The 26,884-nt window shown below is 68.1% G+C and carries 22 protein-coding genes; 17 read left to right on the top strand and 5 right to left on the bottom strand.

What is annotated here, in order from left to right; translation table 11 throughout:
* Positions 1–736 precede the first annotated feature (736 nt).
* Positions 737–2,017 (top strand): phage major capsid protein, encoded by a 1,281-nt coding sequence (locus tag ACJ512_RS22995; RefSeq protein WP_461479855.1) that lies wholly within the window; start codon positions 737–739, stop codon positions 2,015–2,017.
* A 1,131-nt stretch (positions 2,018–3,148) separates the two neighbouring features.
* On the opposite strand, the gene ACJ512_RS22990 is transcribed toward ACJ512_RS22995, so the two are convergent.
* Positions 3,149–3,793 carry a DUF732 domain-containing protein gene (locus ACJ512_RS22990; protein ID WP_461479854.1) on the bottom strand — a complete coding sequence of 215 codons (645 nt, stop codon included), beginning with the start codon at positions 3,791–3,793 and terminating at the stop codon, positions 3,149–3,151.
* The gene (locus ACJ512_RS22985) at positions 3,790–4,116 is read right to left on the bottom strand and encodes a hypothetical protein (protein ID WP_407686680.1); all 327 of its coding nucleotides are present in this window, start codon (positions 4,114–4,116) and stop codon (positions 3,790–3,792) included. Before ACJ512_RS22985 ends, ACJ512_RS22990 begins: the two co-directional genes overlap by 4 nt.
* A 263-nt stretch (positions 4,117–4,379) precedes the next feature.
* Between ACJ512_RS22985 and ACJ512_RS22980 the strand changes: the two genes are divergently transcribed.
* From ACJ512_RS22980 to ACJ512_RS22930, 11 genes are all read left to right on the top strand, one after another.
* Positions 4,380–4,784, top strand: a complete 405-nt coding sequence (locus ACJ512_RS22980) for a (deoxy)nucleoside triphosphate pyrophosphohydrolase (RefSeq protein WP_407686681.1) — start codon at positions 4,380–4,382, stop codon at positions 4,782–4,784.
* Positions 4,785–5,038: 254 nt separating this feature from the next.
* Positions 5,039–8,737, top strand: a complete 3,699-nt coding sequence (locus ACJ512_RS22975; protein WP_407686682.1) for a nitrate reductase subunit alpha — start codon at positions 5,039–5,041, stop codon at positions 8,735–8,737.
* A gap of 3 nt (positions 8,738–8,740) precedes the next feature.
* The gene (gene narH / locus ACJ512_RS22970; RefSeq protein WP_407686683.1) at positions 8,741–10,327 is read left to right on the top strand and encodes a nitrate reductase subunit beta; all 1,587 of its coding nucleotides are present in this window, start codon (positions 8,741–8,743) and stop codon (positions 10,325–10,327) included.
* Positions 10,324–10,992 carry a nitrate reductase molybdenum cofactor assembly chaperone gene (gene narJ, locus ACJ512_RS22965; protein ID WP_407686684.1) on the top strand — a complete coding sequence of 223 codons (669 nt, stop codon included), beginning with the start codon at positions 10,324–10,326 and terminating at the stop codon, positions 10,990–10,992. The genes narH and narJ overlap by 4 nt, the downstream gene beginning before the upstream one ends.
* A complete protein-coding gene (gene narI, locus ACJ512_RS22960; protein ID WP_407686685.1) occupies positions 10,985–11,716 on the top strand; it encodes a respiratory nitrate reductase subunit gamma in 732 nt (243 codons plus the stop codon). Before narJ ends, narI begins: the two co-directional genes overlap by 8 nt.
* 133 nt (positions 11,717–11,849) lie before the next feature.
* Entirely contained in the window at positions 11,850–13,739 is a 1,890-nt protein-coding gene (gene typA, locus ACJ512_RS22955) for a translational GTPase TypA (protein ID WP_407686686.1), read from the top strand.
* A 112-nt stretch (positions 13,740–13,851) separates the two neighbouring features.
* Positions 13,852–15,738, top strand: coding sequence for an ABC transporter family substrate-binding protein (locus ACJ512_RS22950; protein WP_407686712.1), 1,887 nt, complete (start codon positions 13,852–13,854; stop codon positions 15,736–15,738).
* 129 nt (positions 15,739–15,867) lie between these two features.
* Positions 15,868–16,188: a PE family protein gene (locus ACJ512_RS22945; RefSeq protein WP_407686687.1), complete on the top strand. Its 321-nt coding sequence runs from the start codon at positions 15,868–15,870 to the stop codon at positions 16,186–16,188.
* 47 nt (positions 16,189–16,235) lie between these two features.
* Positions 16,236–16,406, top strand: coding sequence for a hypothetical protein (locus ACJ512_RS22940; RefSeq protein ID WP_407686688.1), 171 nt, complete (start codon positions 16,236–16,238; stop codon positions 16,404–16,406).
* Positions 16,407–16,429: 23 nt separating this feature from the next.
* Complete coding sequence (locus ACJ512_RS22935; RefSeq protein ID WP_407686689.1) at positions 16,430–16,720, top strand: hypothetical protein; 291 nt, start codon at positions 16,430–16,432, stop codon at positions 16,718–16,720.
* A 104-nt stretch (positions 16,721–16,824) separates the two neighbouring features.
* Positions 16,825–18,723 (top strand): PE domain-containing protein, encoded by a 1,899-nt coding sequence (locus tag ACJ512_RS22930; RefSeq protein ID WP_407686690.1) that lies wholly within the window; start codon positions 16,825–16,827, stop codon positions 18,721–18,723.
* A 12-nt stretch (positions 18,724–18,735) separates the two neighbouring features.
* Here ACJ512_RS22930 and ACJ512_RS22925 read toward each other — a convergent pair whose 3' ends face one another.
* Complete coding sequence (locus ACJ512_RS22925; protein WP_407686691.1) at positions 18,736–19,341, bottom strand: TetR/AcrR family transcriptional regulator; 606 nt, start codon at positions 19,339–19,341, stop codon at positions 18,736–18,738.
* A gap of 109 nt (positions 19,342–19,450) precedes the next feature.
* Here ACJ512_RS22925 and mshB point away from each other — a divergent pair, with 109 nt between their 5' ends.
* Positions 19,451–20,344: an N-acetyl-1-D-myo-inositol-2-amino-2-deoxy-alpha-D-glucopyranoside deacetylase gene (mshB, locus tag ACJ512_RS22920; RefSeq protein ID WP_407686692.1), complete on the top strand. Its 894-nt coding sequence runs from the start codon at positions 19,451–19,453 to the stop codon at positions 20,342–20,344.
* 146 nt (positions 20,345–20,490) lie between these two features.
* A complete protein-coding gene (locus ACJ512_RS22915) occupies positions 20,491–20,907 on the top strand; it encodes a hypothetical protein (RefSeq protein WP_407686713.1) in 417 nt (138 codons plus the stop codon).
* A 3-nt stretch (positions 20,908–20,910) separates the two neighbouring features.
* Here the strand turns inward: ACJ512_RS22915 and ACJ512_RS22910 are convergent, their stop codons facing one another.
* A complete protein-coding gene (locus tag ACJ512_RS22910) occupies positions 20,911–21,756 on the bottom strand; it encodes a PE family protein (RefSeq protein WP_407686693.1) in 846 nt (281 codons plus the stop codon).
* Between the two features lie 266 nt (positions 21,757–22,022).
* On the opposite strand from ACJ512_RS22910, the gene ACJ512_RS22905 reads away from it, so the two are divergent.
* Entirely contained in the window at positions 22,023–24,602 is a 2,580-nt protein-coding gene (locus tag ACJ512_RS22905) for a bifunctional FO biosynthesis protein CofGH (protein ID WP_407686694.1), read from the top strand.
* A 51-nt stretch (positions 24,603–24,653) separates the two neighbouring features.
* Here ACJ512_RS22905 and ACJ512_RS22900 read toward each other — a convergent pair whose 3' ends face one another.
* Positions 24,654–24,989 (bottom strand): hemophore-related protein, encoded by a 336-nt coding sequence (locus ACJ512_RS22900; protein WP_407686714.1) that lies wholly within the window; start codon positions 24,987–24,989, stop codon positions 24,654–24,656.
* A gap of 377 nt (positions 24,990–25,366) precedes the next feature.
* Here ACJ512_RS22900 and fdxA point away from each other — a divergent pair, with 377 nt between their 5' ends.
* Both fdxA and dapC read left to right on the top strand, forming a co-directional pair.
* Positions 25,367–25,693, top strand: coding sequence for a ferredoxin (gene fdxA, locus ACJ512_RS22895; RefSeq protein WP_407686695.1), 327 nt, complete (start codon positions 25,367–25,369; stop codon positions 25,691–25,693).
* Positions 25,694–25,758: 65 nt separating this feature from the next.
* On the top strand, positions 25,759–26,853 hold the full coding sequence (dapC, locus tag ACJ512_RS22890; protein WP_407686715.1) for a succinyldiaminopimelate transaminase: 1,095 nt from the start codon (positions 25,759–25,761) through the stop codon (positions 26,851–26,853).
* Positions 26,854–26,884 lie beyond the last annotated feature (31 nt).

Here is a 26,884-nt window from a genome sequence, read left to right as displayed (position 1 = left end):
AAACCGTCTGGTGTGCAACGTGTTTTGGCGATGGAACCGCCGGGTCCGGCTGTCCAGAATCGGACGCCTTGGAGATGAACCGCGTGTGTACCCCAACTGATCCATCTGGATCACCCGCCAGGGTTCTGATCAACCTCGTATTTTCCAGAAAGGTCGGGCCCTGAGTAGATCAAACCCATCGTACGGGTGGGCCCGCTGCCGTCCAATGAAGGATACCGAATGCCGAAGTACACCCCGACGCACTGCCCTAAATGCGGAAACGCCTTGGCCCGAGGGGGACCTGGCCGGCCGACACGGTGGTGTAGTGAAGGTTGCAAGCGCAGCGGTGAGGATGAGATGTCACGTCTGTCCTCCTTGCTGCGAACATTCGCCCTCGGGCGGGCAACCGATTTTATCAATGGCTGGCCGACCGAACGGCGTGACGCCGCCATCGCTGAGATGCAGGCCAGATACGATCACCTGGCCGGCGTACCGGGGTAGGGCAAAGTCCCTTACCCCCAACTGGGCCGATTCCCGGCCCCAACGGGCGCCGTCGATGGCCGCCTGTCAACCCCGATAGCCCGCCCCCATGTGGGGCCGCCTGTCGAGCGACAGCCCGCCGATGACAATCGCCTATGAGTGCCCTTGGGCACGAACCACCCCCACACCCCGCCGCTCACGTTCGTGACCCGCATTAAACGGTGTTGGCGCTTGGTCAGTCTATGCAAAATGACTACCAAAATGAAAGTAACAAAATATGAACATCACCCAACTCGAAGCCAAAGGCATCGAATTGGAGAAGCGTTTGGTGAACTTCGAGACGGATGTCGAGAATAACCCCCGTCTCACGGAACACCAAAAACAGCAAACTTTTGAGGCCCTGACGGCGGAATTTAAAGCCCTGAAGGCCGAAAAGCGGAAACACGAAATCGGAGAGGCGTTTATCACACGCATGGGCACTAATCCCACCGGCGTCGGATCGGCGCCTGACACAAACGGCCGCAAGGCCCTAAGCAATATCCGCCCCAATGGGCAGACGATTACGACGACCGGCGCGGATCTTCAGCCGTTGTCATTCGATGGCCACGCCATCGAGGCGCTTCGCAAAGGCTTCGAGGCGAAAAGCCCAACAGCCACGTTGATTACCAAAGATTTCAACACCGTTGAAACCGGGTATTCGACCACCACGTCGAGCCTACTGCCGGCGGAACTCGCCCCCGGAGTAGTTGAGAGAGTTCACGAGGACCGGGTATACGACCACCTGCCTTGCGTGACCGCAACGTCGCTGAATTACGAATTCATCTGCGACGAAACGACCGCCGATGGGATTACCGGGCCGACCGCCGAAGGCGTTGCCGCCCCCGATGTGACGCTAACGTTTGGCGCCAAGATCGTCGAAATGGTGCCGCTCAAGGCGACGTTCGGGCTCAGTTACGAGTCGCTGCAGGACTGGCCCACCCTTTTGGGATACGCCCAGTCCGAGGTTATGCGCCAAATCGTGGATGTCGAGAACTCACAGGTGCTGACAGCTACGGGCACTACCGGGAACATGAACGGCCTAATCAACCAGGCCGCCAACACAATCGCGGTTCCCGCCACGTTGCCCACCGGCGCGACGGCACTGGATTACGTCCTTCAGGGAATCAACACCCTGCGGACTGTCCCGAACGTCCTGGGTGTCGCCGATCAGATTTGGCTTCACCCCAACGATTGGTTTTCACTAGTCGGCATTAAGGACGCTTACGGGCGTTACATGATTACCCCGGACCCGACTGAGGACGCGCCTAAGAAGCTGTGGAATATCCCGGTCTACACCACCACCGCGATGACCGCGGGAACGGCTGTGATAATGGACTCCACCAAAATGGGGTTCGGTATCATCCGTCAGGGTATTCAGTTGCACCAGGGGTACAACGCGGCAGACTTCAGCGAATTCATTCAGCGTTACGCGTTGATTTGGCGCGGTCAGCTGGCGGTTGTGCGACCGGGCGCAATCCTGACGATCACTGGCTTGCCTGCGACCGCCTACACGCCGTGATAAGCGTAGCGGCGCCGCTCGGCGACGTGGTGACGGTTGGTCGCCCGTTGTTTGAGGAGCGTGTCGGCCCCACTAGGCGATTCGAGCCTATGGGTCGCGAGCTTCCCGATTCCGGCGAGATGATTCACGTTCAGGTGGACGATGAACGGGACGGCAGGCGCGGCCGTAGGCCCCTGCCTCCCAATTAACCTTCGACAATTGCGGCTGCCTTTCTCTGTAAATTGTCGAGAATGGTCGTATTTGCGGGGATTTCTTTTTAGTTATTCTCCTACCCCGCATCTCACGGCCAAATGGGGCCGGGCGATTCCCCTGATCTCGGGAGTTCGCCCGGCCCCCCCTCAAACTTCCGCCCAGCTGCGCCGTGTCCCCCTGGCTGCGCGGGCGATGGGCGCGGCTTTCCCCTGAAAGGCCGGCGCCAGGCCGGGGCGTGACATGTGAGGTGCACGTCCCGGCTTTCAAACTTCCGCACCCCAAAAAGGTGTCGGAAACACCGGGGGTCAGTCGGTAGTTCTCCTGACCCCACGCCAGGGGGCCGGATCGAAACACAAAAAAAGATGTCATAAACCGCGCGGTCCGGCCCTCTGTGCATTTCCCAGTCTTGAATGGCCCGTAGAGGCCTCAACGGCATGCGGGTAGATAGAACATACCTGAGACAACAAAAAGGCCCCCAGAATTGATCTGAGGGCCTTTTTTGTGTATGTACCCCTTAGTCGGGTTCAATACCGAGTAGCAGGGCCTCTTCTAATTCGGCTACGGCGGACCCAAGTGGGGTTCGTGCCCAGTCCCCGTCTGCGCCCTGGTTCTGCCATGAGTAGTCGTCCGCATATGTGCCGACCACGTTGATCGCGGCTTTGCGAAGCCGCTGGATAGCAGCGAATGCCTCAAAAGCTCGCGTTGGCGTGGGTTCCTCCGCCAGGATTAGGAGGTCTTCCTCCGGTGTCCATGGCAGGCCGTCACGGGGCGCTTCGTTCACGATTCCGTCTGTCATTTGACTCGCTCCTGCTCGAAACGCCGGCTGGCGTGTTGCAATTTCTTGAAGTTCTCCTCTGAGGGGGAATTCCACCAATCGAGGACGGCGAATGCCATGTCTCGGGCGAACGGATACAGCGCCGTGTCACTTGTCTATCTTCCTCATCTGTCGTACTTCGGGCAGTAGGCCTGAATGGCCTGATGAACGACCAACGCCGCCTGCCACGGTGCCAGTGATGGCGACTTCTTGAGCGTGCCGTCGATGTAGGGCTGAACGCTGCCACCGTTCGCCAAGTCCTGACACATCTCTTGCGCCTCTGCGTTGATAACGTCCGTAGATTGGCTGGGATGTAGCCCGTTGCCGCCCACCGTCTGCGCTTTGTCGTCCTGTAGCGACTGGGTGAACTGCTGGTGTGCGTCCGGTGGCGGCGCTTGCGGGACCGCTGCTCGATGTTGAACCGGCGGTGCTGCTACCGGTGCCGGTGCTGGCACGGGAGGTGGTGGAGGTGGCTTCGGTGCGGGCAGTGCTGCTACCGGCGGCGGGATGGGACCGCTAATCGGCGCCTGCGCGATCCCGACCGGCGGTGTGGCTTGCTGCACTGGCGCCGGGGTTAGCACCAACAGCGCTGCGGCTAACGCGGTGAATGTGAGGACCGCGGCCAGCTTGCCGCGCCTGCGGGCAACGTAGTACTTCAACTCGGCGACGCGGCCCACCGGCAACAACAGCGGTTCGTCGGGTGCGTTCTGCCATGCCCGTATGGCATGGGTGGTGGTGTCTGGCCTGTTAGAGGCCAGCGTGTCGCTCATGATTCGATTGTGTCGTCGGGGTCCGACAGGGCATCGAGTTCGTCGCACAACGACAGTACGTGGGTCGCGATCCTTCGACCGGTCGCGGAATCAACCTCGGTGCCACAGCGGTCAGCTTCAATGAGGATTGTCCGCGTGAGCACCGTGCCGCTGATGTCCTGCAGCCCCCAGATGCCAAGGCGCACGCCCTTGGAGGGCTGAACTGCGGCATCGTGAATGTACGTGGTGCCCCAGAACTGACGGTGGGTATGGGTATCGTCCTGCCAGGGTTCCGCGTCGAGTGCGCCGGCCGGGAGCGGGACATCGAACGAGTTGTCGGCCATGGGCCTTGTCCTTTCGCTGGGCTATGTCAAACAGTACCACCCGCCGAGGGTTGCGGTGAAGCCGAAAGTTCCTGTTCTGCAAGAGAATTCGTACTACGTACTGTAGCTAGTACGGTCCAGCCTTCGCTAACGCGGGCAGCTTGCAGATACTTACGTTTAACAGGCTTCGCAAAGCCGCCCTCTGGCCAGCGTTTATGCAGGTCGCGCACAACGTTTGGCGGGGTGTAACACAGCCATGACCCGACGGTATACCGTCACTGGCCATGCCCACCCAGATCGTCGTCGCCGCGGCCCTCATCTCCGGCTCCGCGGTCCTGGTGGCCCAACGGGTGCGGCCGCCGGAACTGGCCGGCCGCTGGGAGCTGCCCGGCGGCAAGGTCGCCGCCGGCGAATCCGAGCGCGACGCGCTGGCCAGGGAGTTGGCCGAGGAACTGGGGGTGGGCGAGGCCGACGTCGTGGTGGGGGATCGGCTCGGGCACGACATCGCGCTGAATGGCACGACGACGCTGCGGGCGTACCGGGTGCGCCTGCTCCGCGGTGAGCCGCGGCCGCACGACCACCGGGCGCTGCGCTGGGTGACGGCGGCCGAACTGCACGACGTCGACTGGGTGCCCGCCGACCGGGGCTGGCTGGGAGACCTGACCCGGGCGCTTTCAGCCGTCTCGTGACAACTCCACAGGAGTTATTCAGCCAACCTCCAGGCCGGCGGTAGGTTACTACAGTCCAATTTGTAGATACTGACATCGTTGAGGCGGCGAATCGCGGTGCCACGCGGGAGGCCGGCGCACCCACTGAGCGGGAACCCGGCGCCGATGGCGTCGTTTCCGCCGTCCGGCCAGGAGCGGCGAATTCACCGGCACGAACGGGGGCGAACGCGTACGGTCACCACTCCATCGAAGCCATCGGATAGGGGGTTTTGCCGTTGACCGCGCAACCTCACGCCGGCGGAACGCTCGAGGAACTGCTGCAGCGCAGCGGACGATTCTTCACGCCGGGCCAGATCTCGCAGGACCTGCGCACCGTCACCCGCCGGGGCGGCCGCGAAGCCGACGTGTTCTACCGCGACCGGTGGAGCCACGACAAGGTGGTCCGCTCCACCCACGGCGTCAACTGCACCGGGTCGTGCTCGTGGAAGATCTACGTCAAGGACGGGATCATCACCTGGGAGACCCAGCAGACCGACTACCCGTCGGTGGGTCCTGACCGCCCGGAATACGAACCGCGCGGATGCCCCCGCGGCGCCTCGTTCTCCTGGTACAGCTATTCGCCCACCCGGGTGCGCTACCCGTACGCCCGCGGTGTGCTGGTCGACATGTACCGGGAAGCGAAGGCCCGCCTCGGGGACCCCGTATTGGCGTGGGCCGACATTCAGGCCGACCCCGAGCGTCGTCGGCGCTACCAGCAGGCCCGCGGCAAGGGCGGGCTGGTGCGGATCACCTGGGCCGAGGCCACCGAGCTGATCGCCGCCGCCCACGTGCACACCATCAAGGCCTACGGCCCGGACCGGGTCGCCGGCTTCTCCCCGATCCCGGCGATGTCGATGGTGTCCTACGCCGCCGGCTCCCGGTTCGTCGAGCTGATCGGCGGCGTGATGACGTCGTTCTACGACTGGTACGCCGACCTTCCGGTGGCCTCGCCGCAGGTGTTCGGCGATCAAACCGACGTGCCCGAATCCGGCGACTGGTGGGACGCGGCCTATCTGATGATGTGGGGTTCCAACGTTCCGATCACCCGGACCCCCGACGCCCACTGGATGGCCGAGGCGCGCTACCGCGGCACCAAGGTGGTCACCGTCAGCCCCGACTACGCCGACAACACCAAGTTCGCCGACGAGTGGATGCCGTGCGCGGCCGGCACCGACGGGGCGCTGGCGATGGCGATGGGCCACGTCATCCTCTCGGAATGCTATGTCAAAAAGCAGATTCCGTTCTTCGCCGACTTCGCGCGCCGCTACACCGACCTGCCGTTCCTGATCAAGCTGGAAGAGCGCGGCGACATGGTGGTGCCGGGCAAGAACCTCACGGCGGCCGACCTGGGAGAGGCGGTCGAGAACGCAGCGCTCAAGCCCGCGGTGTGGGATGAGGCGACCGCCTGCGCCGCGGTGCCCAACGGCTCGCTGGGATTCCGCTACGGCGAGGACGGCATCGGCCGGTGGAACCTGGAACTCGGCGACCTGGTGCCGGCGCTCAGCGTGCACGACGCCGACCGCACGGACACCGATTCCGGCACCGCGCTGATACATCTGCCCAGCTTCGACACGGTCGACGGCGAGGGTACGGCCGCGGCGCGCGGTGTTCCGGTACGGCGCGTCGGAGAGCATCTGGTCTGCACGGTGTTCGATCTGATGCTCGCCCAGTACGGGGTCGCGCGGCCAGGGCTGCCGGGCGACTGGCCCACCGGTTACGACGATGCGGCACAGCAGAACACCCCGGCCTGGCAGGAGCCGATCACCGGTGTCTCGGCCGCACAGGCCATTCGGGTTGCGCGCGAATTCGCCCGCAACGCCGAGGAGTCCGGCGGCCGGTCGATGATCATCATGGGCAGTGGAATCAATCAGTGGTTCCACGGCGATGCCACCTACCGCGCGGTGCTGGCGCTGCTGATGCTGACGGGCTCGATGGGACGCAACGGCGGCGGCTGGGCGCACTATGTCGGTCAGGAAAAAGTGCGTCCGCTCAGCGGATTCCAGACCATGTCGATGGCCACCGACTGGGTGCGACCGCCGCGCCAGATTCCGGGAGCCTCCTACTGGTACGCCCACACCGACCAGTGGCGCTACGACGGCTACGAAGCCGACAAGCTGGCCAGCCCGGTCGGCCGGGGCCGGTTCGCGGGCAAGCACACCATCGATCTGCTGGCCTCGGCGGCGGCCATGGGCTGGAGCCCTTACTACCCGCAGTTCGACCGGTCCAGTCTGGACGTCGCCGACGAGGCCCACGCCGCGGGGCGCGACGTCGCCGAGTACGTCGCCGAGCAGCTCGGTCGACGCGAGCTCAAGCTGGCCGTCACCGATCCCGACGACCCGGTCAACTGGCCGCGTGTGCTGACGGTCTGGCGGGCCAACCTGATCGGCTCGTCGGGCAAGGGCGGCGAGTATTTCCTGCGCCACCTGCTGGGAACCGACTCCAACGTGCAGGCCGAGCCCCCCGAGGGGGGGATACGTCCCGTCGACGTGCGGTGCGAGGGGGAGATTCCCGACGGCAAGCTGGACCTGCTGATGTCGATCGACTTTCGGCAGACCTCGACGACGCTGGTCTCGGATGTGGTGCTGCCGGCCGCGACCTGGTACGAGAAGGCCGACATCTCCAGCACGGACATGCATCCGTTCGTTCACGCGTTCAGCGCCGCGACCGATCCGCCCTGGGAAACGCGTTCGGACTTCGAGGCTTTCGGTGCGATCGCACGGACCTTCAGCGCGATGGCCAAGCAGCACCTGGGCATCCGCGACGACGTGGTGCTCAGCGCGCTGGAACACGACACCCCCGACGCGATGGTCTATCCCGACGGCACCGAGAACGACTGGCTGCACACCGGTGCGACGCCGATACCGGGGCGCACCATGCCCAAGCTCACCGTCGTGCAGCGCGACTACACCGCCGTCTACGACAAGTGGCGGACGCTGGGCCCGCTCGTCGACCGATTCGGGGTGACCACTAAGGGCGTCACGGTCCATCCCAGCCGTGAGGTCGACGAGCTCGCGGCCAAATTCGGGGTGATGAACTCCGGTGCGGCGCAGGGCCGCCCGGCGGTCACCACCGACGAGCGGATGGCTGACGTCATGCTGCTGCTGTCGGGAACGTGCAACGGCCGGCTCGCGGTCGAGGGTTTCCGCGAGCTCGAGAAGCGCACCGGCCAGCGGCTCACCCACCTCGCCGAGGGCAACGAGGAACGCCGCATCACCTATGCCGACACCCAGGCGCGTCCGGTCCAGGTGAACACCAGCCCCGAGTGGTCGGGCAGCGAGACCGGGGGCCGGCGCTACGCGCCGTTCACCGTCAACATCGAGAACCTCAAGCCGTTTCACACCCTGACCGGGCGGATGCATTTCTACCTGGCCCACGACTGGGTCGAGGAACTCGGCGAACACCTGCCGGTCTTTCGTCCGCCCCTGGACATGGCGCGGCTGTTCGGTCAGTCCGAACTCGGCCCGACCAAGGACGGGATCGGGCTCACCGTAAGGTATCTGACCCCGCACTCCAAGTGGTCGTTCCACTCCACCTACCAGGACAACCTGTACATGCTCTCGCTGTCGCGCGGCGGACCGACGATGTGGATGAGTCCCGGCGACGCGACGAAAATCGGTGTGCGCGACAACGATTGGGTGGAGGCCGTCAACACCAACGGCATCTACGTGTGCCGGGCGATCGTCTCGCACCGCATGCCCGACGGGGTGGTGTTCGTCTACCACGTGCAGGAACGAACCGTCGACACGCCGCGCACCGAGACCAACAACAAGCGGGGAGGCAACCACAACGCACTGACCCGGGTCCGGATCAAGCCCAGCCACCTCGCCGGTGGCTACGGCCAGCACGCGTTCGCGTTCAACTATCTGGGCCCCGCCGGCAGCCAGCGCGACGAGGTGACCGTGGTGCGCCGGCGCAGCCAGGAAGTGAGTTACTGAGCAATGAAAGTCATGGCCCAACTGGCGATGGTGATGAACCTCGACAAATGCATCGGCTGCCACACCTGCTCGGTCACCTGCAAGCAAGCCTGGACCAACCGCAGCGGCACCGAATACATCTGGTTCAACAACGTCGAAACCCGCCCGGGACAAGGTTATCCGCGCACCTATGAGGACCAGGACCGCTGGCGGGGCGGCTGGATGCGCGACAAGACGGGCCGGCTGAGGCTGCGCGACGGGGGCCGCATCGCCAAACTGCTGCGGATCTTCGCCAACCCGCGGCTGCCCACCATCGACGACTACTACGAACCGTGGACCTACGACTACGAGAACCTGACCACGGCGCCGGCCGGAGACACCTTCCCCACCGCAGCTCCGCGCAGCCTCATCAGCGGCAAACCGATGAAGATCACCTGGGGCCCGAACTGGGACGACAACCTGTCCGGGTCGCCGGAGATCCTGGCCGGAGACCCGATCCTGAAAAAGGTCAGCGAGGAGGTCAGGCTGCGGCTCGAAGAGACCTTCATGTTCTATCTGCCGCGGATCTGCGAGCACTGCCTCAACCCCTCGTGCGTCGCCTCCTGCCCGTCGGGCGCGATGTACAAGCGCAGCGAGGACGGCATCGTGCTGGTCGACCAGGACCGCTGCCGGGGCTGGCGGATGTGCGTGTCCGGATGTCCCTACAAGAAGGTGTATTTCAACCACAAGACCGGTAAGGCCGAGAAGTGCACGCTGTGTTACCCGCGGATGGAGGTCGGCCTGCCGACCATCTGCTCGGAGACCTGCGTGGGGCGGCTGCGCTACCTCGGCCTGGTGCTCTACGACGCCGACCGGGTGCTTGCCGCCGCGTCGGTGGAGAACGACACCGACCTCTACGAGGCGCAGCGCAGCATCCTGTTGGACCCCCACGATCCCGAGGTGATCGCCGGTGCGCGCGCCGAGGGCATCTCCGACGAGTGGATCGCGGCCGCGCAGCGCTCGCCGGTCTACGCGCTGATCAACACCTACAAGGTGGCGCTGCCGTTGCATCCCGAGTACCGCACCATGCCGATGGTCTGGTACATCCCGCCGCTGTCGCCGGTGGTCGACGCGGTCAGCCGCGACGGTCACGACGGGGAGGACCTGGGCAACCTGTTCGGTGCGCTGGAGGCGCTGCGGATCCCGATGCAGTACCTGGCCGAACTGTTCACCGCCGGTGACACCGGCCCGGTGGAGGATGTGTTGCGCCGGCTGGCGGCCATGCGCTCCTACATGCGCGACATCAATCTGGGGCGGGAGACCCAGCCGCACATCCCGCATTCGGTGGGAATGACCGAAGAGCAGATCTACGAGATGTACCGGTTGCTCGCGATCGCGAAATACGAGGAGCGCTACGTCATCCCGACGGCTTTCAGCCCACAGGCCCGTGAGCTCGAGGAGCAGGTCTGCGCGCTGGAGGGCGACGGCGGCCCGGGCATGTACGAGTCGGGCGAACCGGTGCCCGTGTCGGTGGAAACCTTCCACGCCACGCAGCGATCCCGGGTGAATCTGCTCAACTGGGACGCTCGTCAGGCATCGGCCGGGATGTTCCCGGAAGAACGCGGGCAATGAGACTGCTTCAGCGCCGGGACCGTACCGGCGGCCGGATGCAAGATCGGCTGGTCTGGCAGGCGGCGTCGCTGCTGCTGGCCTACCCCGACGACGGGCTGACCGCACGGCTGGACACCGTGGCGGAGCTGCTGGCTCACGTCGTGGGCCCCGCGGGCGAGCTGCTCGGGCACACGGCGGCGGCGCTGCGGGTTCGCGAGCCGATGGCCGCGGCGATGGACTACGTCGCGACCTTCGACCTGCGCCGGCGGGCCACGATGTATCTGACGTACTGGACCGCCGGGGACACCCGCAACCGGGGGCGCGAGATGCTGGCCTTTGCGACCGCCTACCGGGAGGCCGGCGTGCAGCCGCCGCGCACCGAAGCCCCGGACCACCTCCCGGTGGTGCTCGAGTTCGCTGCCACCGTCGATCCCGGGGCGGGTCGGCGGCTGTTGAGCGAGCATCGGGTCCCCCTCGACGTGTTGCGCAGCGCGCTGGCCGATGCGAAGTCGCCCTACGAGCCCACCGTGGCGGCGGTCTGCGGGACGCTGCCGGCAGCAACCGACCAGGAGATCACTCGGGCGGAGCGACTGGCCAAAGCCGGGCCGCCCGCGGAAGCCGTTGGGCTGCAGGCGTTCACACTGACCGTACCGCCCCGGCGGCAGACAGGAGCGCCAAGTGTTTAGCAACGTGCTGTTCTGGGACATCGCGCCCTACGTGACGCTGACCGTTTTGAGCGTCGGCAGCTGGTGGCGATACCGCTACGACAAGTTCGGCTGGACCTCCCGGTCCTCGCAGATCTACGAGTCGCGGCTGCTGCGGATCGGCAGCCCGATCTTCCACTTCGGCATCCTGGCGGTTTTCGCCGGGCATGTGATGGGGCTGCTCATCCCGCCGCGGGTGACCCAGGCGCTCCATGTCAGCGACCACGCCTACCACCTGCAGGCGGTGATCGCCGGGTCGATCGCCGGCGCCGCGACGCTGGCCGGCATCGGGTTGCTGATCTACCGGCGATTCACCCGGCCCGCGGTAGCCATGGCCACCACCCGCGGCGACAAGGTGATGTATGTGGTCCTGGTGCTGGCCATCGTGGTGGGCCTCTATTGCGACCTGCTCGGCACCGGTCCCCACGGCGGCGAGTTCCACTACCGCTACACGGTCGGGCTGTGGTTCCGGCGGATCTGGATCCTGCAGCCGCACGGCGAGGTGATGATCAACGCGCCGTGGGACTACCAACTGCACGCCCTGATCGGGATGGTGCTGTTCGCGCTGTGGCCCTTCACCCGCCTGGTGCACGTGTTCAGCGCGCCGGTCGCCTACCTTTTCCGGCCTTACATCGTCTACCGCAGCCGTGAGGTGGCGGCCAAGGGCGACATGCTCGGCGCGGCGCCGCCCCGCAAGGGCTGGTAGGCGCACGGGCGCCGACACGCCGCGCGTCGTCGCCGCCCAGCCCACCCTTCGACGCCGCCCTTTCACACTCGACGGGCGCCCGGTGACCTGCTCGGTTCGCGTATGCGCAGCCCGCGCTGCCACAATCACCGACGTGCCATTTCGCAACGTCGCCATCGTCGCCCACGTCGACCACGGAAAAACCACCCTGGTCGACGCGATGCTGCGGCAGTCAGGGGCGTTGACGCACCGCGGTGACGACACCCAGGAACGCATCATGGACAGCGGTGACCTCGAGAAAGAAAAGGGCATCACCATCCTGGCCAAGAACACCGCCGTGCACCGCCTTCACCCGGACGGGACCGTGACGGTGATCAACGTCATCGACACCCCCGGGCACGCCGACTTCGGCGGCGAGGTCGAGCGCGGACTGTCCATGGTGGACGGGGTGTTGCTGCTGGTCGACGCGTCGGAGGGGCCGCTGCCCCAGACCCGGTTCGTGCTGCGCAAGGCGCTGGCCGCGCACCTGCCGGTGATCCTCGTCGTCAACAAGACGGACCGGCCGGACGCGCGCATCGCCGAGGTGGTCGAAGCCAGCCACGACCTGCTGCTCGACGTCGCCTCGGACCTCGACGACGAGGCGGCCAAGGCGGCCGAGCACGCGCTGGGGCTGCCGACGCTTTACGCGTCCGGTCGCGCGGGCATCGCGAGCACCGAACAGCCCGCCGACGGCGAGGTGCCCGCCGGCGACAACCTCGACCCGCTGTTCGACGTGTTGATGGAGCACATCCCGCCGCCGTCGGGAGACCCGGAGGCGCCGCTGCAGGCGTTGGTGACCAACCTCGACGCGTCGGCGTTCCTCGGGCGGCTCGCCCTGATCCGCATCTACAACGGCAAACTGCGCAAGGGCCAGCAGGTCGCCTGGATGCGGGAAGTCGACGGGTTGCCCGTTGTCACCAGCGCCAAGATCACCGAGCTGCTCGCGACCGAGGGAGTCGAGCGCAGCGCCACCGACGAGGCGATCGCCGGCGACATCGTGGCCGTCGCGGGCCTGCCCGAGATCATGATCGGCGACACGCTGGCCGACCCCGATCACGCCCACGCGCTGCCGCGCATCACCGTCGACGAGCCGGCGATCTCGGTGACCATCGGCACCAACACCTCGCCGCTGGCGGGCAAGGTGCCCGGCCACAAGCTGACCGCGCGCATGGTCCGCAGCCGGCTGGACACCGAGTTGGTCGGCAACGTGTCCATCCGGGTCGTGGACATCGGCCGGCCCGACGCGTGGGAGGTGCAAGGCCGCGGCGAGCTCGCCCTGGCCGTGCTGGTCGAACAGATGCGCCGCGAGGGCTTCGAGCTCACGGTCGGCAAGCCGCAAGTGGTCACCAGAACGATCGACGGCAAGCTGCACGAGCCGTTCGAGGCGATCACGATCGACTGCCCCGAGGAATTCGTCGGCGCGATCACCCAATTGATGGCGGGCCGCAAGGGCCGCATGGAGGACATGACCAACCACGCAGCCGGCTGGGTGCGGATGGACTTCATCGTGCCCAGCCGCGGCCTGATCGGCTTTCGCACCGACTTCCTCACCATCACCCGCGGCACCGGGATCGCCAACGCCGTGTTCGACGGCTACCGGCCGTGGGCGGGGGACATCCGCGCCCGCCACACCGGTTCCCTGGTCTCGGACCGCTCCGGCACCATCACGCCGTTCGCGATGATCCAACTCGCCGACCGTGGCCAGTTCTTCGTCGAACCCGGCCAAGACACGTACGAGGGCATGGTCGTCGGAATCAACCCGCGCGCTGAGGATCTCGACGTCAACGTCACCCGGGAAAAGAAGCTCACCAACATGCGGTCGTCGACCGCGGACGTTATCGAGACCCTGGCCAAGCCGCTCGAGCTGGACCTCGAACAAGCCATGGAGTTCTGCGCGCACGACGAATGCGTCGAGGTGACCCCGGAGATCGTGCGCGTCCGCAAGGTCGAGTTGGACGCGACGTCCCGGGCCCGCAGCCGGGCGCGGGCCAAGGCCCGGAGTTAGGTCGTTGGGCTTTTGCGCCCGCGGGCGTGACGCCGTTGCCAAACCCGGCCCGGATTTCGGCGACGGCGCTCCGCTCGCCGAGCGGACCGCGGCCCGCGCGCCCGATACCCTGATCGGCGTGCCGAGACGAGTTCGCCGCCTGCTCACCACGGTCGGCGTCGTCGTCTCGCTGGCCGGACTGGCGCCGGCCGCGTGCACCGTCAAACCCCCGCCGGCGCCGCAGAGCACCGACACGCCGCACAACTCGGCGCCGCCCCAACGGGTCACGCAGATCATCATGGGCATCGACTCGATCGGCGCCGGGTTCAACCCGCACCTGCTGTCCGACCTGTCGCCGGTGAACGCGGCGATCAGCGCGCTGGTGCTGCCCAGTGCGTTCCGGCCGGTGCCCGACACCAGCACGCCGACCGGATCGCGCTGGGAGATGGATCCGACGCTGCTGGTGTCCGCGGAGGTGACCGCCCAGAACCCGTTCACCGTGACCTACAAGATCCGCCCCGAGGCGCAGTGGACGGACAACGCCCCGATCGCGGCCGACGACTTCTGGTACCTGTGGCGCCAGATGGTGAGCCAGCCCGGCGTGGTGGATCCGGCCGGCTACGACATGATCACCGGCGTGCAGTCGCTCGAGGGCGGCAAGCAGGCGGTGGTCACCTTCGCGCAGCCGTATCCGGCCTGGCGGGAGCTGTTCACCAACATCCTGCCCGCGCACATCGTCAAGGACGTGCCGGGCGGCTTCGCGGCCGGGCTGGCCCGGGCGCTGCCGGTCACCGGGGGCCAGTTCCGGGTGGAGAACATCGACCCGCAGCGCGACGAGATCCTGATCGCCCGCAACGACCGCTACTGGGGGCCGCCGGCCAAGCCCGCGCTCATCCTGTTCCGGCGGGCCGGCGCCCCGGCGGCGCTGGCCGATTCGATGCGCAACGGCGACACGCAGGTCGCCCAGGTGCACGGCGGGTCCGCGGCGTTCGCGCAGCTGTCGGCGATCCCCGACGTGCGGACCGCCCGGATCGTGACACCGCGGGTCATGCAGCTGACGCTGCGCGCGAACGAACCCAAACTGGCCGACACCCAGGTCCGCAAGGCGATCCTGGGATTGCTCGACGTCGACCTGCTCGCGGCCGTGGGCGCCGGCAGCGACAACACTGTCACGCTGGACCAGGCGCAGATCCGCTCGCCCAGCGATCCCGGCTACGAGCCGACCGCGCCCCCGGCGATGACCACCACCGCGGCGCTGGGCTTGCTCACCGCCGCCGGGTTCGACGTCGAGAGCAACGGGCCGGTTTCGGTGGCGTCTTCGGTGCCGGCGCCGACGCCGGCCAGCACCGGACCGCCGGAAGTCGTCCGCGGCCGCATCAGCAGGGACGGCCACCAGCTGTCGCTCGTCATCGGAGTGGCGGCCAACGACCCGACGGCCGTCGCGGTGGCCAACACGGCCGCCGACCAGCTGCGCAACGTGGGCATCGCCGCGACGGTGCTGGCGCTGGACCCGGTGACGCTCTACCGTGACGCGCTCGACGACAACCGGGTCGACGCGGTCGTGGGCTGGCGCCAGGCGGGCGGCAACCTAGCGACGCTGCTGGAGTCGCGGTACGGCTGCCCGGCGCTGCAGTCGACGCAGCTTCCGGCTCCCGCCGCCCCGACGAACCCGCCGGCCCGCGCGACGCCGTCCGGCGGGGCGGGTCCCGGGACGACGGCGCCGTCGCCGAGCCCGGCGCCGGAGCCCGGGGCGCTGGTGCAGGCGCCGTCGAACCTCACCGGCATCTGCGATCCCAGCATCCAGTCGAACATCGACGCCGCGCTCAACGGCACCAAGAACATCAACGATGTGATCACCGCGGTCGAGCCACGCCTGTGGAACATGTCGACGGTGCTGCCGATCCTGCAGGACACCACCATCGTCGCGGCCGGCCCCAGCGTCCAGAACGTCAGCCTGACCGGGGCGGTGCCGGTGGGCATCGTCGGCGACGCCGGCCAGTGGGTGAAGACCGGGCCCTAGCCGGAAAACGATGGTTTCCGGATAACAGCCCGCATTGTGCGCGGGGGCGCTATCATTTGCTCGTCCAAGGCTTGACGACCGGGTCTTGGGGGGACGGCCGTCATGCCACGCTTTCAGAAAGGTGTACGGGTGTCGTTCCTCAGCGCTACGCCGGACATGGTGTCTGCGGCCGCAGCGGACCTTTCGGGTATCGGTTCCACTCTGAATGAGGCCAGTTCCGCGGCGGCAGCGGGAACGACCGGGGTGATGCCGCCGGCCTTCGACGAGGTATCGGCGGCCGTCGCCGCCATGTTCGCTGCCCACGGCCAGGCGTATCAGGCGCTCAGCGCGCAAGCGGCGCAGTTCCATGCCCAGTTCGTGCAGGCACTGGCCGCGGGGGCGAACGCGTACGCCGGCGCCGAGGCCGGCGTCGTCCAGGCGATGCAGGGTACGGTTGCTGCGCCCACCTAGCCGGGTCAGGCCGTCCTGAGTCTGCTGCCCGCACAGACCCCCGGGCGATGCTGGCGAGTGCTCCGGGCAACTTCTTGGCGCAACTCGAGACGGCGCAGCTCGCCTACAACGCCGGCCTGATCACCCACCAGCTGAGCTTCAACAATGCGTTGCTCACCAATGAGCTCGGCTTGGGGAAGTCAATTTCGGAACGGACAGCGCCCTCAACGGCCCGGTGAACCGCTCCTACAACGCCTTCAACTTGTTGGTCGGCACCGGCGAGCAAAGCATCAACAACCTGTCGGGGGCCCTGGTGAGCCAGCCCGCCTTCAACCAGACCCTGCTGACCGGCAGCGACCTCCAGGTCTTCAACAGCGGGCAGTTCGGCGGCCTGGTGGGTTCCTTCGACCAGACCCTCGCGGCCCGCGCGACGACCTCGTCGGGTTGTTCACCGGCCAGTGATCGCCGGCCGTCCGGCGCGAATTTCTCTGCCCCGGAAACGAAGTATCTCGGGTCGTTCAGCGGGTATACACAAATCCGTTACTGCAAATGACCGTTTTCACCGTGCTATTTCGATACGCTCCGACCCATCGCAATATCTGCACGCGCGTGCTGGTGGGATAGCGGTCACATTTCGCTGAACTGGGGAGGTACGGGGTGTCGTTTTTGATCGCAGCGCCGGATGCGATGGCTGCGGCCGCATCTGACTTGGCGAACATCGGTTCGTCCATCGGCTCGGCGAATTTCGCGGCGGCGGCAGCGACGTCGGGCGTTCTGCCCGCGGCCGCCGATGAGGTGTCGGCGGAAATCGCCGCGCTGTTCTCCGCGCACGCGGCGGGCTACCAGCAACTCAGCGCGCAGGCGGCGGCGTTCCATCAGCAGTTCGTCGAGGCCATGAACCTGGGCGCGGCCTCGTACGCGTCCGCCGAGACCAGCGTCGTCCAGACCCTGGCGAGTGCGGTTCCCGCATTCGGGGGGGACCTGAGCGGTGCGCTCGGGGGCCTCGAGGCCAACCTGGCCGCCGACATCTCCGGGCTCAGCGCTGCGCTCAACGCCGGCCTGTCTCTCAACCTGGGCGGCAATCTGTCCGGGCTGGCGCCACTGGGTGCCGCGTTGACCGCGGACCTCAACGGCGGGTTGTCGGCCCTCACGCAGACCGGCGCGTCGCTGTCGAGCAGCCTCAAAGCCGGCCTTTCCGGCCTGACCAACCTGGGTGTCGGGCTGCCCGGCCTGTCGGGTGCGTTGACGGCCGGCCTGCCGGGGTTGCAGGCCAGCCTCAGCGGCGGCCTCGCGGGCCTGGGGCCCCTCGGCGTGACACTGGCCGCGGACGTCAACGGCGCGGTGACGGCGCTGGCGCAGACCGGGGCCGCGCTGCCCGCCCTGTCGGGCGTGCTGGCCGCGGGCCTGCCCGGGCTGGCGGCCGGCCTGAGCGCGACGTTCCCGGCGCTGAGCGCCGACATCGCCGGGCTGGCGGGCATGCTCGGCCTCAATGCCGGCCTGTTCGCCGACGTGACCGCCGGGCTCGCCGGGATGGGTGCCCAACTCGGCGCCTTCCTGACCGGGGGTCTGAGCGCCAGCCTGGCCGGAATTCCCGCCTTGCTGGGCACGTTGGCGGCGCCGTGGCAGGCGCTGCTGACGGCGGCCTCGCCGGCCGCGTTCCTGGCCCAGTTGCAGGCGATGGAGTTGGCGTTCAACAGCACCCTGCTCAACGCCGAACTGGGCTTCAACGCCGCCCTGGTCGCCAACGAGGCGGGCCTGGAGCTCGCCCTGTTCGGCAACCTCGGCAACGGCGTGCTGAACAGCTTCTACAACTTCTGGAACCCGCTGCTGGGTGCCGGCGAGGCGACGTTCGACGCCATCCTGGGTGTGCCGGTGGGCGCGGCCCTGGTTTCCAGCCTTTTCGTGGGAACCAGCCCGAGCATCTTCGGCTCAGCGCTCGGCGGGCTGCTGGCCGCGGTGCCCGACAAGTTCCTGTGGGACCTCAACATCATCAGCGCGATCACCGGCGCCCTGACCGGCAACGGCGCGCTGTCGGCCACGCTGACCGGGGCGCTCTCCGGCGCGGGGCTGTCGGTGAGCGCCCTGCTCAACGGGTCGCTGTTCGCCGGGATTCCCACGACGGGCGCCGCGCTCATCGCGGCGCCGCTCGCCGGCCTGCAGGGGATCGGGACGGCCGAGTTGGGCTTCTTCCACAACCTGGTCGGCATGGAGACCGCCTTCGACACCAACCTGCTGGCCAGCGAGCTGACCTGGGAGGCAAACACCTTCGGCGCCGGCGCGTTCAACGGCGCCCTCGATCGGCTCTTCAACGTCGCCAACCTGACCGTGCTGACCGGCCAGCAAGCCGTCAACGGCGTCCTGGGCGGTGAGGCGGTCCCGGCGTTCCCCACCGGCCCGATCAACCCCTTCCTGACCGGGGGCGGGTCGCTCGTCATCGACGGGCCGCGCACCCCTGCGCTGGTCTTCAACCAGTCCGGCCCGAACGCGATCGGCGGCATCGAGGGGATCTTCGACCAGACCCTCGCGGCCGGCTTCGACCTCGCCGGATTGCTGTAGGGCGCGGCGCGGTCAGTTCCCGCGGGCCGGCGGCCTGGGCGGGATGACGGTGTCGACGATCAGGCCCAGCTCCCGCCGGGTCGGCGGCGACCCGGTGACCAGGCATTGGTGGTTGATCAAGGCCGGCCCGATGCGCGCGGTGAACGGTGTGATCGCGGCCGGGTCGAGGTCCCCGTCCTCGACGGCGGTGCGCAGGATCGACTCCACGACAGCCAGCCGCGGGCCGACCACGGCGTCGGCGAAGATGGCGCGCAACTCGGGCTCGTGGACGAGCTGGCCGATGATGTCCAGGCCGGGGAATCCGGTCTTGCCGGCCAGCACGTCGCGGTGCGCGGTGAACACGGCCAGCAGGTTTTCGCGGGGCGACCGGCCGGGGCGCGACTCGGGCAGCGACGGCAGGGCATACACCAGCGCGGCGTGCAGCAGGTCGTGCTTGCTGCACCAGCGCCGGTACAGGGCCGCCTTGCCGGTGTGGGCGCGTGCCGCGATGCCCTCCATGGTCAACCCGCCGTACCCGACGTCGGCCAATTCCGCCAGCGTGGCCTCGTAGAGCGCGCGTTCGAGGACCTCGCCGCGTCGGCGGCCCCGGGCGCCGGCGGCGGGGGTGAGCTGCGGCATCGTTCGATAGTAGCCGTCGGCGTTCTCACATTCCGAAGAACCGGATAAGAAACGGAACCGACCACTATATGGGCCGTGGGCGGAAGGCCGGTCCGGGTAGGGTGCGTTCATGTCTGAGTCCCCGCGGCTGTTGTTCGTCCATGCGCACCCCGACGACGAGACCATCAGCACCGGCGCCACCATCGCCCATTACGCCGCCCGCGGGGCGGAGGTGCGCGTGGTCACCTGCACGCTCGGCGAGGAGGGCGAGGTCATCGGCGAGCGGTGGGCCGGGTTGGCCGTCGATCGCGCCGACCAGCTCGGTGGCTACCGGGTCGCCGAGCTGACCGCGGCGTTGCGGGCGCTGGGCGCCGGCGGACCCAGCTATCTCGGCGGCGCCGGCCGCTGGCGCGACTCGGGCATGGTCGGCACCGAACAGCGCCGGCACCAGCGATTCATCGACGCCGACGAGCGCGAGACCGTCGGGTCGCTGGTCGCCGTCATCCGCGAAATGCGCCCGCACGTCGTCGTGACCTACGACCCTCAGGGGGGCTACGGCCACCCCGACCACGTCCACGCCCACACCGTGACCACCGCCGCCGTCGCGGCCGCCGCCACGACCGGCTATCCGGGCGATCCGTGGCAGGTCCCGAAGTTCTACTGGTCGGTGTTCGCACTGAGCGCCTTCCGGGCGGCCCGGGGCGAGCTGCGGGCCGAGGATCTGCAACCGCACTGGGTGGTCCCGCCGGAGGACGGGTTCGCCTTCGGGTATGCCGACGAGGACATCGACGCCGTCGTGGAGGCCGGGCCGGAGGCCTGGGCGGCGAAACGGGCGGCGCTGGCCGCGCATGCCACCCAGGTGGATCTCGGGCCGACCGGGCGGGCCTGCGCGCTGTCCAACAACATCGCGCTGCCGATCCCCGCCCACGAGCACTATGTGCTGGCCGCCGGCGCCGCGGGGGAGCGAGACGCGCGCGGTTGGGAAACGGATCTGCTTGCAGGGCTTGGTTTCACTGCGGCGTGACGCGGTAGGCTTCCAGGCAGGCGCCCCACGGAAGGAATTCGCATGGACCCTGACCTGGACCCTAATATGCAGCACTGGCAGGACCGGCTCGACAGCTTCCAGTGGGTCATCGGCTCGATCCTCTCGCAGGTCGATAGCGTTCCGACCTGACCGCGACCAAGCCGAGCGCCGCGCCGGTTGAGGACGGCGGCGCCGCGGACTCCGCTTTTCGCGTCGTCGTCCTGACGCTGTTGGCCGTGGACGGCGTCCTGTCCGCACTGGCCGGGGCGCTGCTGCTGCCTTCCTATATAGGTGCCATCCCCTTTCCCGCCAGCGGGCTGGCCAGCGGGCTGGTCAACGCGGCCCTGGTGTGGGCCGCCGGCTCGTGGGCAAGGTCCCCTCGCGTGGCCGCGGTGCCGCTATGGATGTGGCTGATCACCGTCGGGTTCATCAGCATGGGCGGTCCGGCGGACGACGTGATCCTGGGGGGCGAGGGCCTGATGCGCTACGGGGCCCTGTTGCTGATCCTGCTGGGGGTGACGCCGCCGGCGTGGGTGTTGTGGCGGCGCGGCCCACACGGCTGAGGATTACGGCAGGTTCGTCCCGATCGGCGGGAGTGGGGGGAACAGGCTGTGGAACCAGTTGGTCTCGGTGGTGACGAACTGGTTGATCGAGGCCGTGGTGGCCGCATAGATGTTGTTCAATCCCTGGGTGAAAGTCACTGTCCCGTCGAGGAAGTCGATCGTGTTGAACAGGACGCCACGAACCATGGGCTCGAACAGGTAGTAGAAGTAGTTGATCTGCGGTGCCAGGATGCCGATCAAGAACAGCCATCGGACTCCATAGGAGGCCAGGTCGAAGCCGTATGCCACCCACGGCTCGACGGCAAGGTAGGCGTTCTCGATCGCGGTGCCGAGCGGCGCCAGTATGTTGGCGGCCGGGACCGACGCGGCCCCGGTGATCGCGGCCGGCGCGAGCAATGCGGCGGCCGCCTGCGTTGCTGCGGCACCGTCGCCGCCGAAAAGCCCGGCTCCGGTGCCGAGCAGTCCGGCCGCGCCGCCCGCGGTCATCCAGCCGGACCCGGTTCCGACCAGCGGGTGTCCCAGCACCATCTCGGCGGGCGTGTTGACCGCGTTCACCAGGGTCTGCGCGGCGCGTGTTTCCGCGGACGCGTACGCGTTCGCCGCCTCGGTCAGCGCCTGGACGAACCGCTGGTGGAATTCCGACACCTGGTTGCTGAGCTGCTGATACTGCGCCGCGTGTGCGGAGAACAGGGCGGCGATCTGCGTCGACACCTCGTCGGCGGCCGCGGCGAGGACGCCGGTCGTCGGCGGTGCGGCCGCGGCGCTGGCCGTGCTGATCGTCGACCCGAGACCGGCCAGGTCCGACGCCGCGCCAACCAGCGCATCCGGCGCCGCGAGCACGAAGGACATCCCCGCAGCCTCCTCGGTTCAGGCTTTGCTGACCGGCAACCGGGGTCGCCGGCAACGGATTTGCTCGGATCGTAGCGCGATCGCGGTTGATTAGCCGGGATGTCGGCAAAACGGCCACGCCCGCACACCCGGGCCGCCGTCGCGCCGGGACGGTCGAGCGCAGGCGCGCGGCAGCCTGGCGCTACTGTTGCGCATATGGCACCGTTGCCCAGGGATTCGCGTTGGGACGCGCGGATGAAAATCGATCGTGGGGAAGTTACACCAAGGTGCCGTTGACTCCGGGCCAGGAGCCCACCGCTCTGCCCAGCCCCGTCGTTCCGCCCCGGTCCGGTGGGTCAGCGCTGCGCAGGGTGTTGCGCCGCGCCCGGGACGGCGTCGCGCTGAACCTGGAGGAGGCGGCGGTCGCGATGACCGCGCGCGGCGATGCCCTGGCCGACCTGTGCGCGAGCGCGGCGCGGGTCCGCGACGCGGGCCTGGACTCGGCGGGACGCCGCGGGCCCAACGGGCGGCTGCTGATCACGTACTCGCGCAAAGTCTTCATCCCGGTCACTCACCTGTGCCGCGACAGCTGTCACTACTGCACGTTCGTGGCCGCGCCGGGCAAGTTGCGCGCCCAGGGGGCGGGCATGTATCTCGAGCCGGACGAGATTCTGGAAGTCGCCCGGCGCGGGGCCGAACTCGGTTGCAAGGAAGCCTTATTCACCCTCGGTGACCGGCCCGAGGGCCGATGGTCCGAGGCCAGGGAGTGGCTGGCAGAGCGGGGCTACGACGCCACGCTGTCCTACGTACGGGCGATGGCGATCCGCGTGCTGGAGGAGACCGGGCTGCTGCCGCACCTGAACCCCGGTGTCATGAGCTGGTCGGAGATGTCGCGACTCAAACCGGTGGCGCCGTCGATGGGCATGATGCTCGAGACGACGTCGCGGCGACTGTTCGAGACCAAAGGTCTTGCCCACTATGGCAGCCCGGACAAAGACCCGGCGGTGCGCCTGCGTGCACTCACCGACGCTGGCCGGCTGTCCATCCCGTTCACCACCGGTCTGCTGGTCGGCATCGGCGAGACGCTGGCCGAGCGTGCCGACACCTTGCATGCGATTCGCAAGTCGCACAAGGAATTCGGGCACGTCCAAGAGGTGATCGTGCAGAACTTCCGGGCCAAGCAACACACGGCGATGGCCGCGGTGCCCGACGCCGGGCTCGAGGACTATCTGGCGACGGTGGCGGTTGCGCGGCTGGTCCTGGGCCCGGGCATGCGCATCCAGGCGCCGCCGAACCTGGTCTCGCGCGAGGAGTGCCGGGCGCTGATCGCCGCGGGCGTCGACGACTGGGGCGGTGTTTCGCCGCTGACGCCCGACCACGTGAACCCCGAACGGCCCTGGCCCGCTTTGGCGGAACTGGCCGCCGTCACCGCGGAGTCCGGGTACGACCTGGTGCAACGGCTGACCGCCCAACCCAGATACGTGCAAGCGGGTGCGGCCTGGATCGATCCCCGGGTGCGGGGCCATGTGCTGGCGGTGGCCGATCCGGCCACCGGCCTGGCCCGCGACGTCAACCCGGTGGGCCTGCCCTGGCAGGAACCCGACGACGTGGAGTCTTCGGGGCGGGTGGACCTCAACGCGACCATCGACACCGAGGGGCGCACCACCGAAACCCGTGGCGACCTCGACAGTGCCTTCGGCGACTGGGAGTCGATCCGGGCGCACGTGCACGAGCTGGCCGCGCAGGGCGCCAAAGCGCCAGAACGCCTAGACACCGACGTGCTCGCGGCGCTGCGCTCGGCGGAGCGCCATCCCGCCGGCTGTACCGAAAGTGAGTACCTGGCGCTGGCCACCGCTGCGGGCCCCGCACTGGAAGCCGTTGCCGCACTGGCCGATTCGCTGCGCCGCGACGCGGTCGGCGACGACGTGACCTTCGTGGTGAACCGCAACATCAACTTCACCAACATCTGTTACACCGGCTGCCGGTTCTGCGCGTTCGCCCAGCGCAAGGGTGACGCCGACGCGTATTCGCTGTCCACCGGAGAGGTCGCCGAGCGCGCGTGGGAGGCGCACGTGCAGGGCGCCACCGAGGTGTGCATGCAGGGCGGCATCGATCCCGAGCTGCCGGTGACCGGCTACGCCGAGCTGGTGCGCGCCGTCAAGGCCCGGGTGCCCTCGATGCACGTGCACGCGTTCTCCCCGATGGAGATCGCCAACGGTGTGACCAAGAGCGGGTTGAGCGTTCGCGAATGGCTGAGCAGCCTGCGCGAAGCCGGACTCGACACCATACCCGGCACCGCAGCCGAGATCCTGGACGACGAAGTGCGCTGGGTGCTCACCAAGGGCAAGCTGCCGACGTCGCTGTGGATCGAGATCGTGACCACCGCGCACGAGGTGGGCCTGCGCTCCTCGTCGACGATGATGTACGGACACGTCGACACCCCGCGGCACTGGGTTGCCCACCTCAACGTGCTGCGCGACATCCAGGACCGCACCGGCGGCTTCACCGAGTTCGTGCCGCTGCCGTTCGTGCACCAGAACTCGCCGTTGTACCTGGCCGGGGCGGCCCGTCCCGGACCCACCCATCGCGACAACCGCGCGGTGCACGCGCTCGCGCGGATCATGTTGCACGGCCGCATTTCGCACATCCAGACCAGCTGGGTCAAGCTCGGCGTGGAGTGCACCCGGGTGATGCTCAACGGTGGGGCCAACGACCTCGGCGGCACGCTGATGGAGGAGACGATCTCGAGGATGGCCGGCTCGGAACACGGATCGTCGAAGAGTGCGGCGGAGTTGGCCGCGATCGCCGAGGGCATCGGCCGTCCGGCGCGTCAGCGCACCACGACGTACGCCACGCAGCTCGCATAGCGACCGGCTGCTCAGCGGGTGCTGAGCAGCCGGTGCTTACGAGTTATCGGCTCAGTAGTTGTTGCAGCTACCGGCGACTGACCGGACGACGCCGAAGTACTGCGCGGCCTGCGGCATCGCCTGGATCTGAGCCGCCATCGCCTCACGCTGAGGCGGCGCGGACGCGAGGAACTGGCGCAGGTAGTTCTGCGCGATCGGCGACGAGTTCAGCTGAGCTGCGGCACCGGGCGAAGTCGCGTTGAGCGCCGCCATGACCTGCCCGTAGTTGCAGGTCGTGTTGATGATCGGATCCAGAGCGGGGTCCGCGGACGCGATCCCGGCCCCAGCAGTGAACGCCAATGCCACGCCACCGGCCACGGCGGCGATCTTGGCCAACGACAGCTTCACCATTATGGACACCTTCCCCATTCAATGCACCGTCGACAGACGGCGACGACGACTGCCCAAACGGTGTCGTCTCGGTCGAGATTACCAGTCCGCGCGGGCGTTCTCCTATCGTACGTCTTTTCGGAAAGTGGCTTCCGAATGTGACAAGCGGCAGGTCGGGGACGTGGTGATGTCCGTCACATCTCCGCTGCTGGACGCCCTGGCGGACGCCTGAGAGCCCGCGTGCGAGGACACGGCTGCAAGCCGAAGGGCGTGCCATGTGGTCGACGTGTGTGCGACGTTTAGTATCAGTAACCGAGATGCTCGCCTACCGGCACCGAGCGGCCGGCGGCGAGCCGACAACAGCAGCCCACATTGATCAGTACGAGGAGACGTCTGTGACGTACACGATCGCCGAACCCTGCGTCGACATCAAAGACAAGGCGTGCATCGAGGAGTGCCCGGTCGACTGCATTTACGAGGGTGCTCGGATGATGTACATCCACCCCGACGAATGCGTCGACTGCGGGGCATGCGAACCGGTCTGTCCCGTCGAAGCGATCTACTACGAAGACGATGTGCCCGACCAGTGGAGCCAGTACACGCAGATCAACGCCGACTTCTTCGCCGAGCTGGGCTCGCCCGGTGGCGCGGCCAAGGTCGGCATGACCGAGCACGATCCGCAGGTGGTCAAGGACCTGCCCCCGCAGGGCGAAGGCGACTGAGCGGGGCGGTGCCGCTCGAGCCCGGGTCGGGCCGGTCGGTCTGGGCGCCGCCGGCGCGCGCCAAGGTGTCGGCGTCGCTGCCGGAGTTTCCCTGGGACACGTTGGTCGAGGCGAAGGCTTTGGCGGCGGCCCACCCGGACGGAATCGTCGACTTGTCCGTCGGCACGCCGGTCGACCCGGTCGCACCGCTGATCCGGGAGGCGCTGGCGGCCGCCGGATCAGCGCCGGGCTATCCCACGACGGCCGGCACCGCGGGCCTGCGTTCGGCTGCCGTGGGGGCGCTGTCGCGACGCTTCGGCGTCACCGGGCTGGACGAGAGCGCGGTGCTGCCGGTGATCGGCAGCAAGGAGCTCATCGCCTGGCTGCCGACGCTGCTGGGCCTCGCGGGCCCGGACGTCGTGGCGGTGCCGGAGCTGGCCTATCCGACGTACGAGGTCGGCGCGCGGCTGGCCGGAGCGCAGGTGCTGCGCGCCGACTCGCTGACCCAGTTGGGCCCGCAGTCCCCGGCGCTGATCTACCTGAACTCGCCGGGCAACCCGACGGGACGCGTCCTGGGCGTCGAGCATCTGCGCAAGGTGATCGGGTGGGCGCGCGAGCGGGGCGCCGTGGTGGCCTCCGACGAGTGCTATCTGGGCCTGGGCTGGGACGCCGAGGCCTCGCGCCCCCTGTCGGTGCTGCACCCGTCGGTCTGCGACGGCGACCATACGGGGCTGCTGGCGATCCACTCGCTGTCGAAGAGTTCGTCGCTGGCCGGCTACCGGGCGGGTTTCGTCGCCGGGGACCCGGAGTTGGTGGCCGAGCTGCTGGCCGTGCGCAAGCACGCCGGGATGATGGTTCCGACGCCGGTGCAGGCGGCGATGGTGGCGGCCCTCGACGACGACGCCCACGAGCAGGCGCAGCGCGAACGGTACCGGCGGCGCCGCGACGCGCTGCTGCCGGTGTTGCGCGTGGCCGGGTTCCGCATCGACCACTCCGAGGCGGGCCTGTACCTGTGGGCCACCCGCGACGAGCCCTGCCGGGACAGCGTCACCTGGCTGGCCACCCGCGGGATCCTGGTGGCGCCCGGCGACTTCTACGGCCCGCGGGGAGCGCGGCACGTGCGGGTCGCGCTGACCGCCGCCGACGAACGGGTCGCCGCGGCGGTGGAACGGCTCGGCTAGCCGGGGTGCCCACGGTCCTCGGCGAACTTGG

The sequence above is a fragment of the Mycobacterium cajalii genome (assembly GCF_045809005.2).
Taxonomy (GTDB): domain Bacteria; phylum Actinomycetota; class Actinomycetes; order Mycobacteriales; family Mycobacteriaceae; genus Mycobacterium.
The sequence above is the reverse complement of the archived record's forward strand: the minus strand, read 5'-3'. Positions and strand labels throughout refer to the sequence as shown.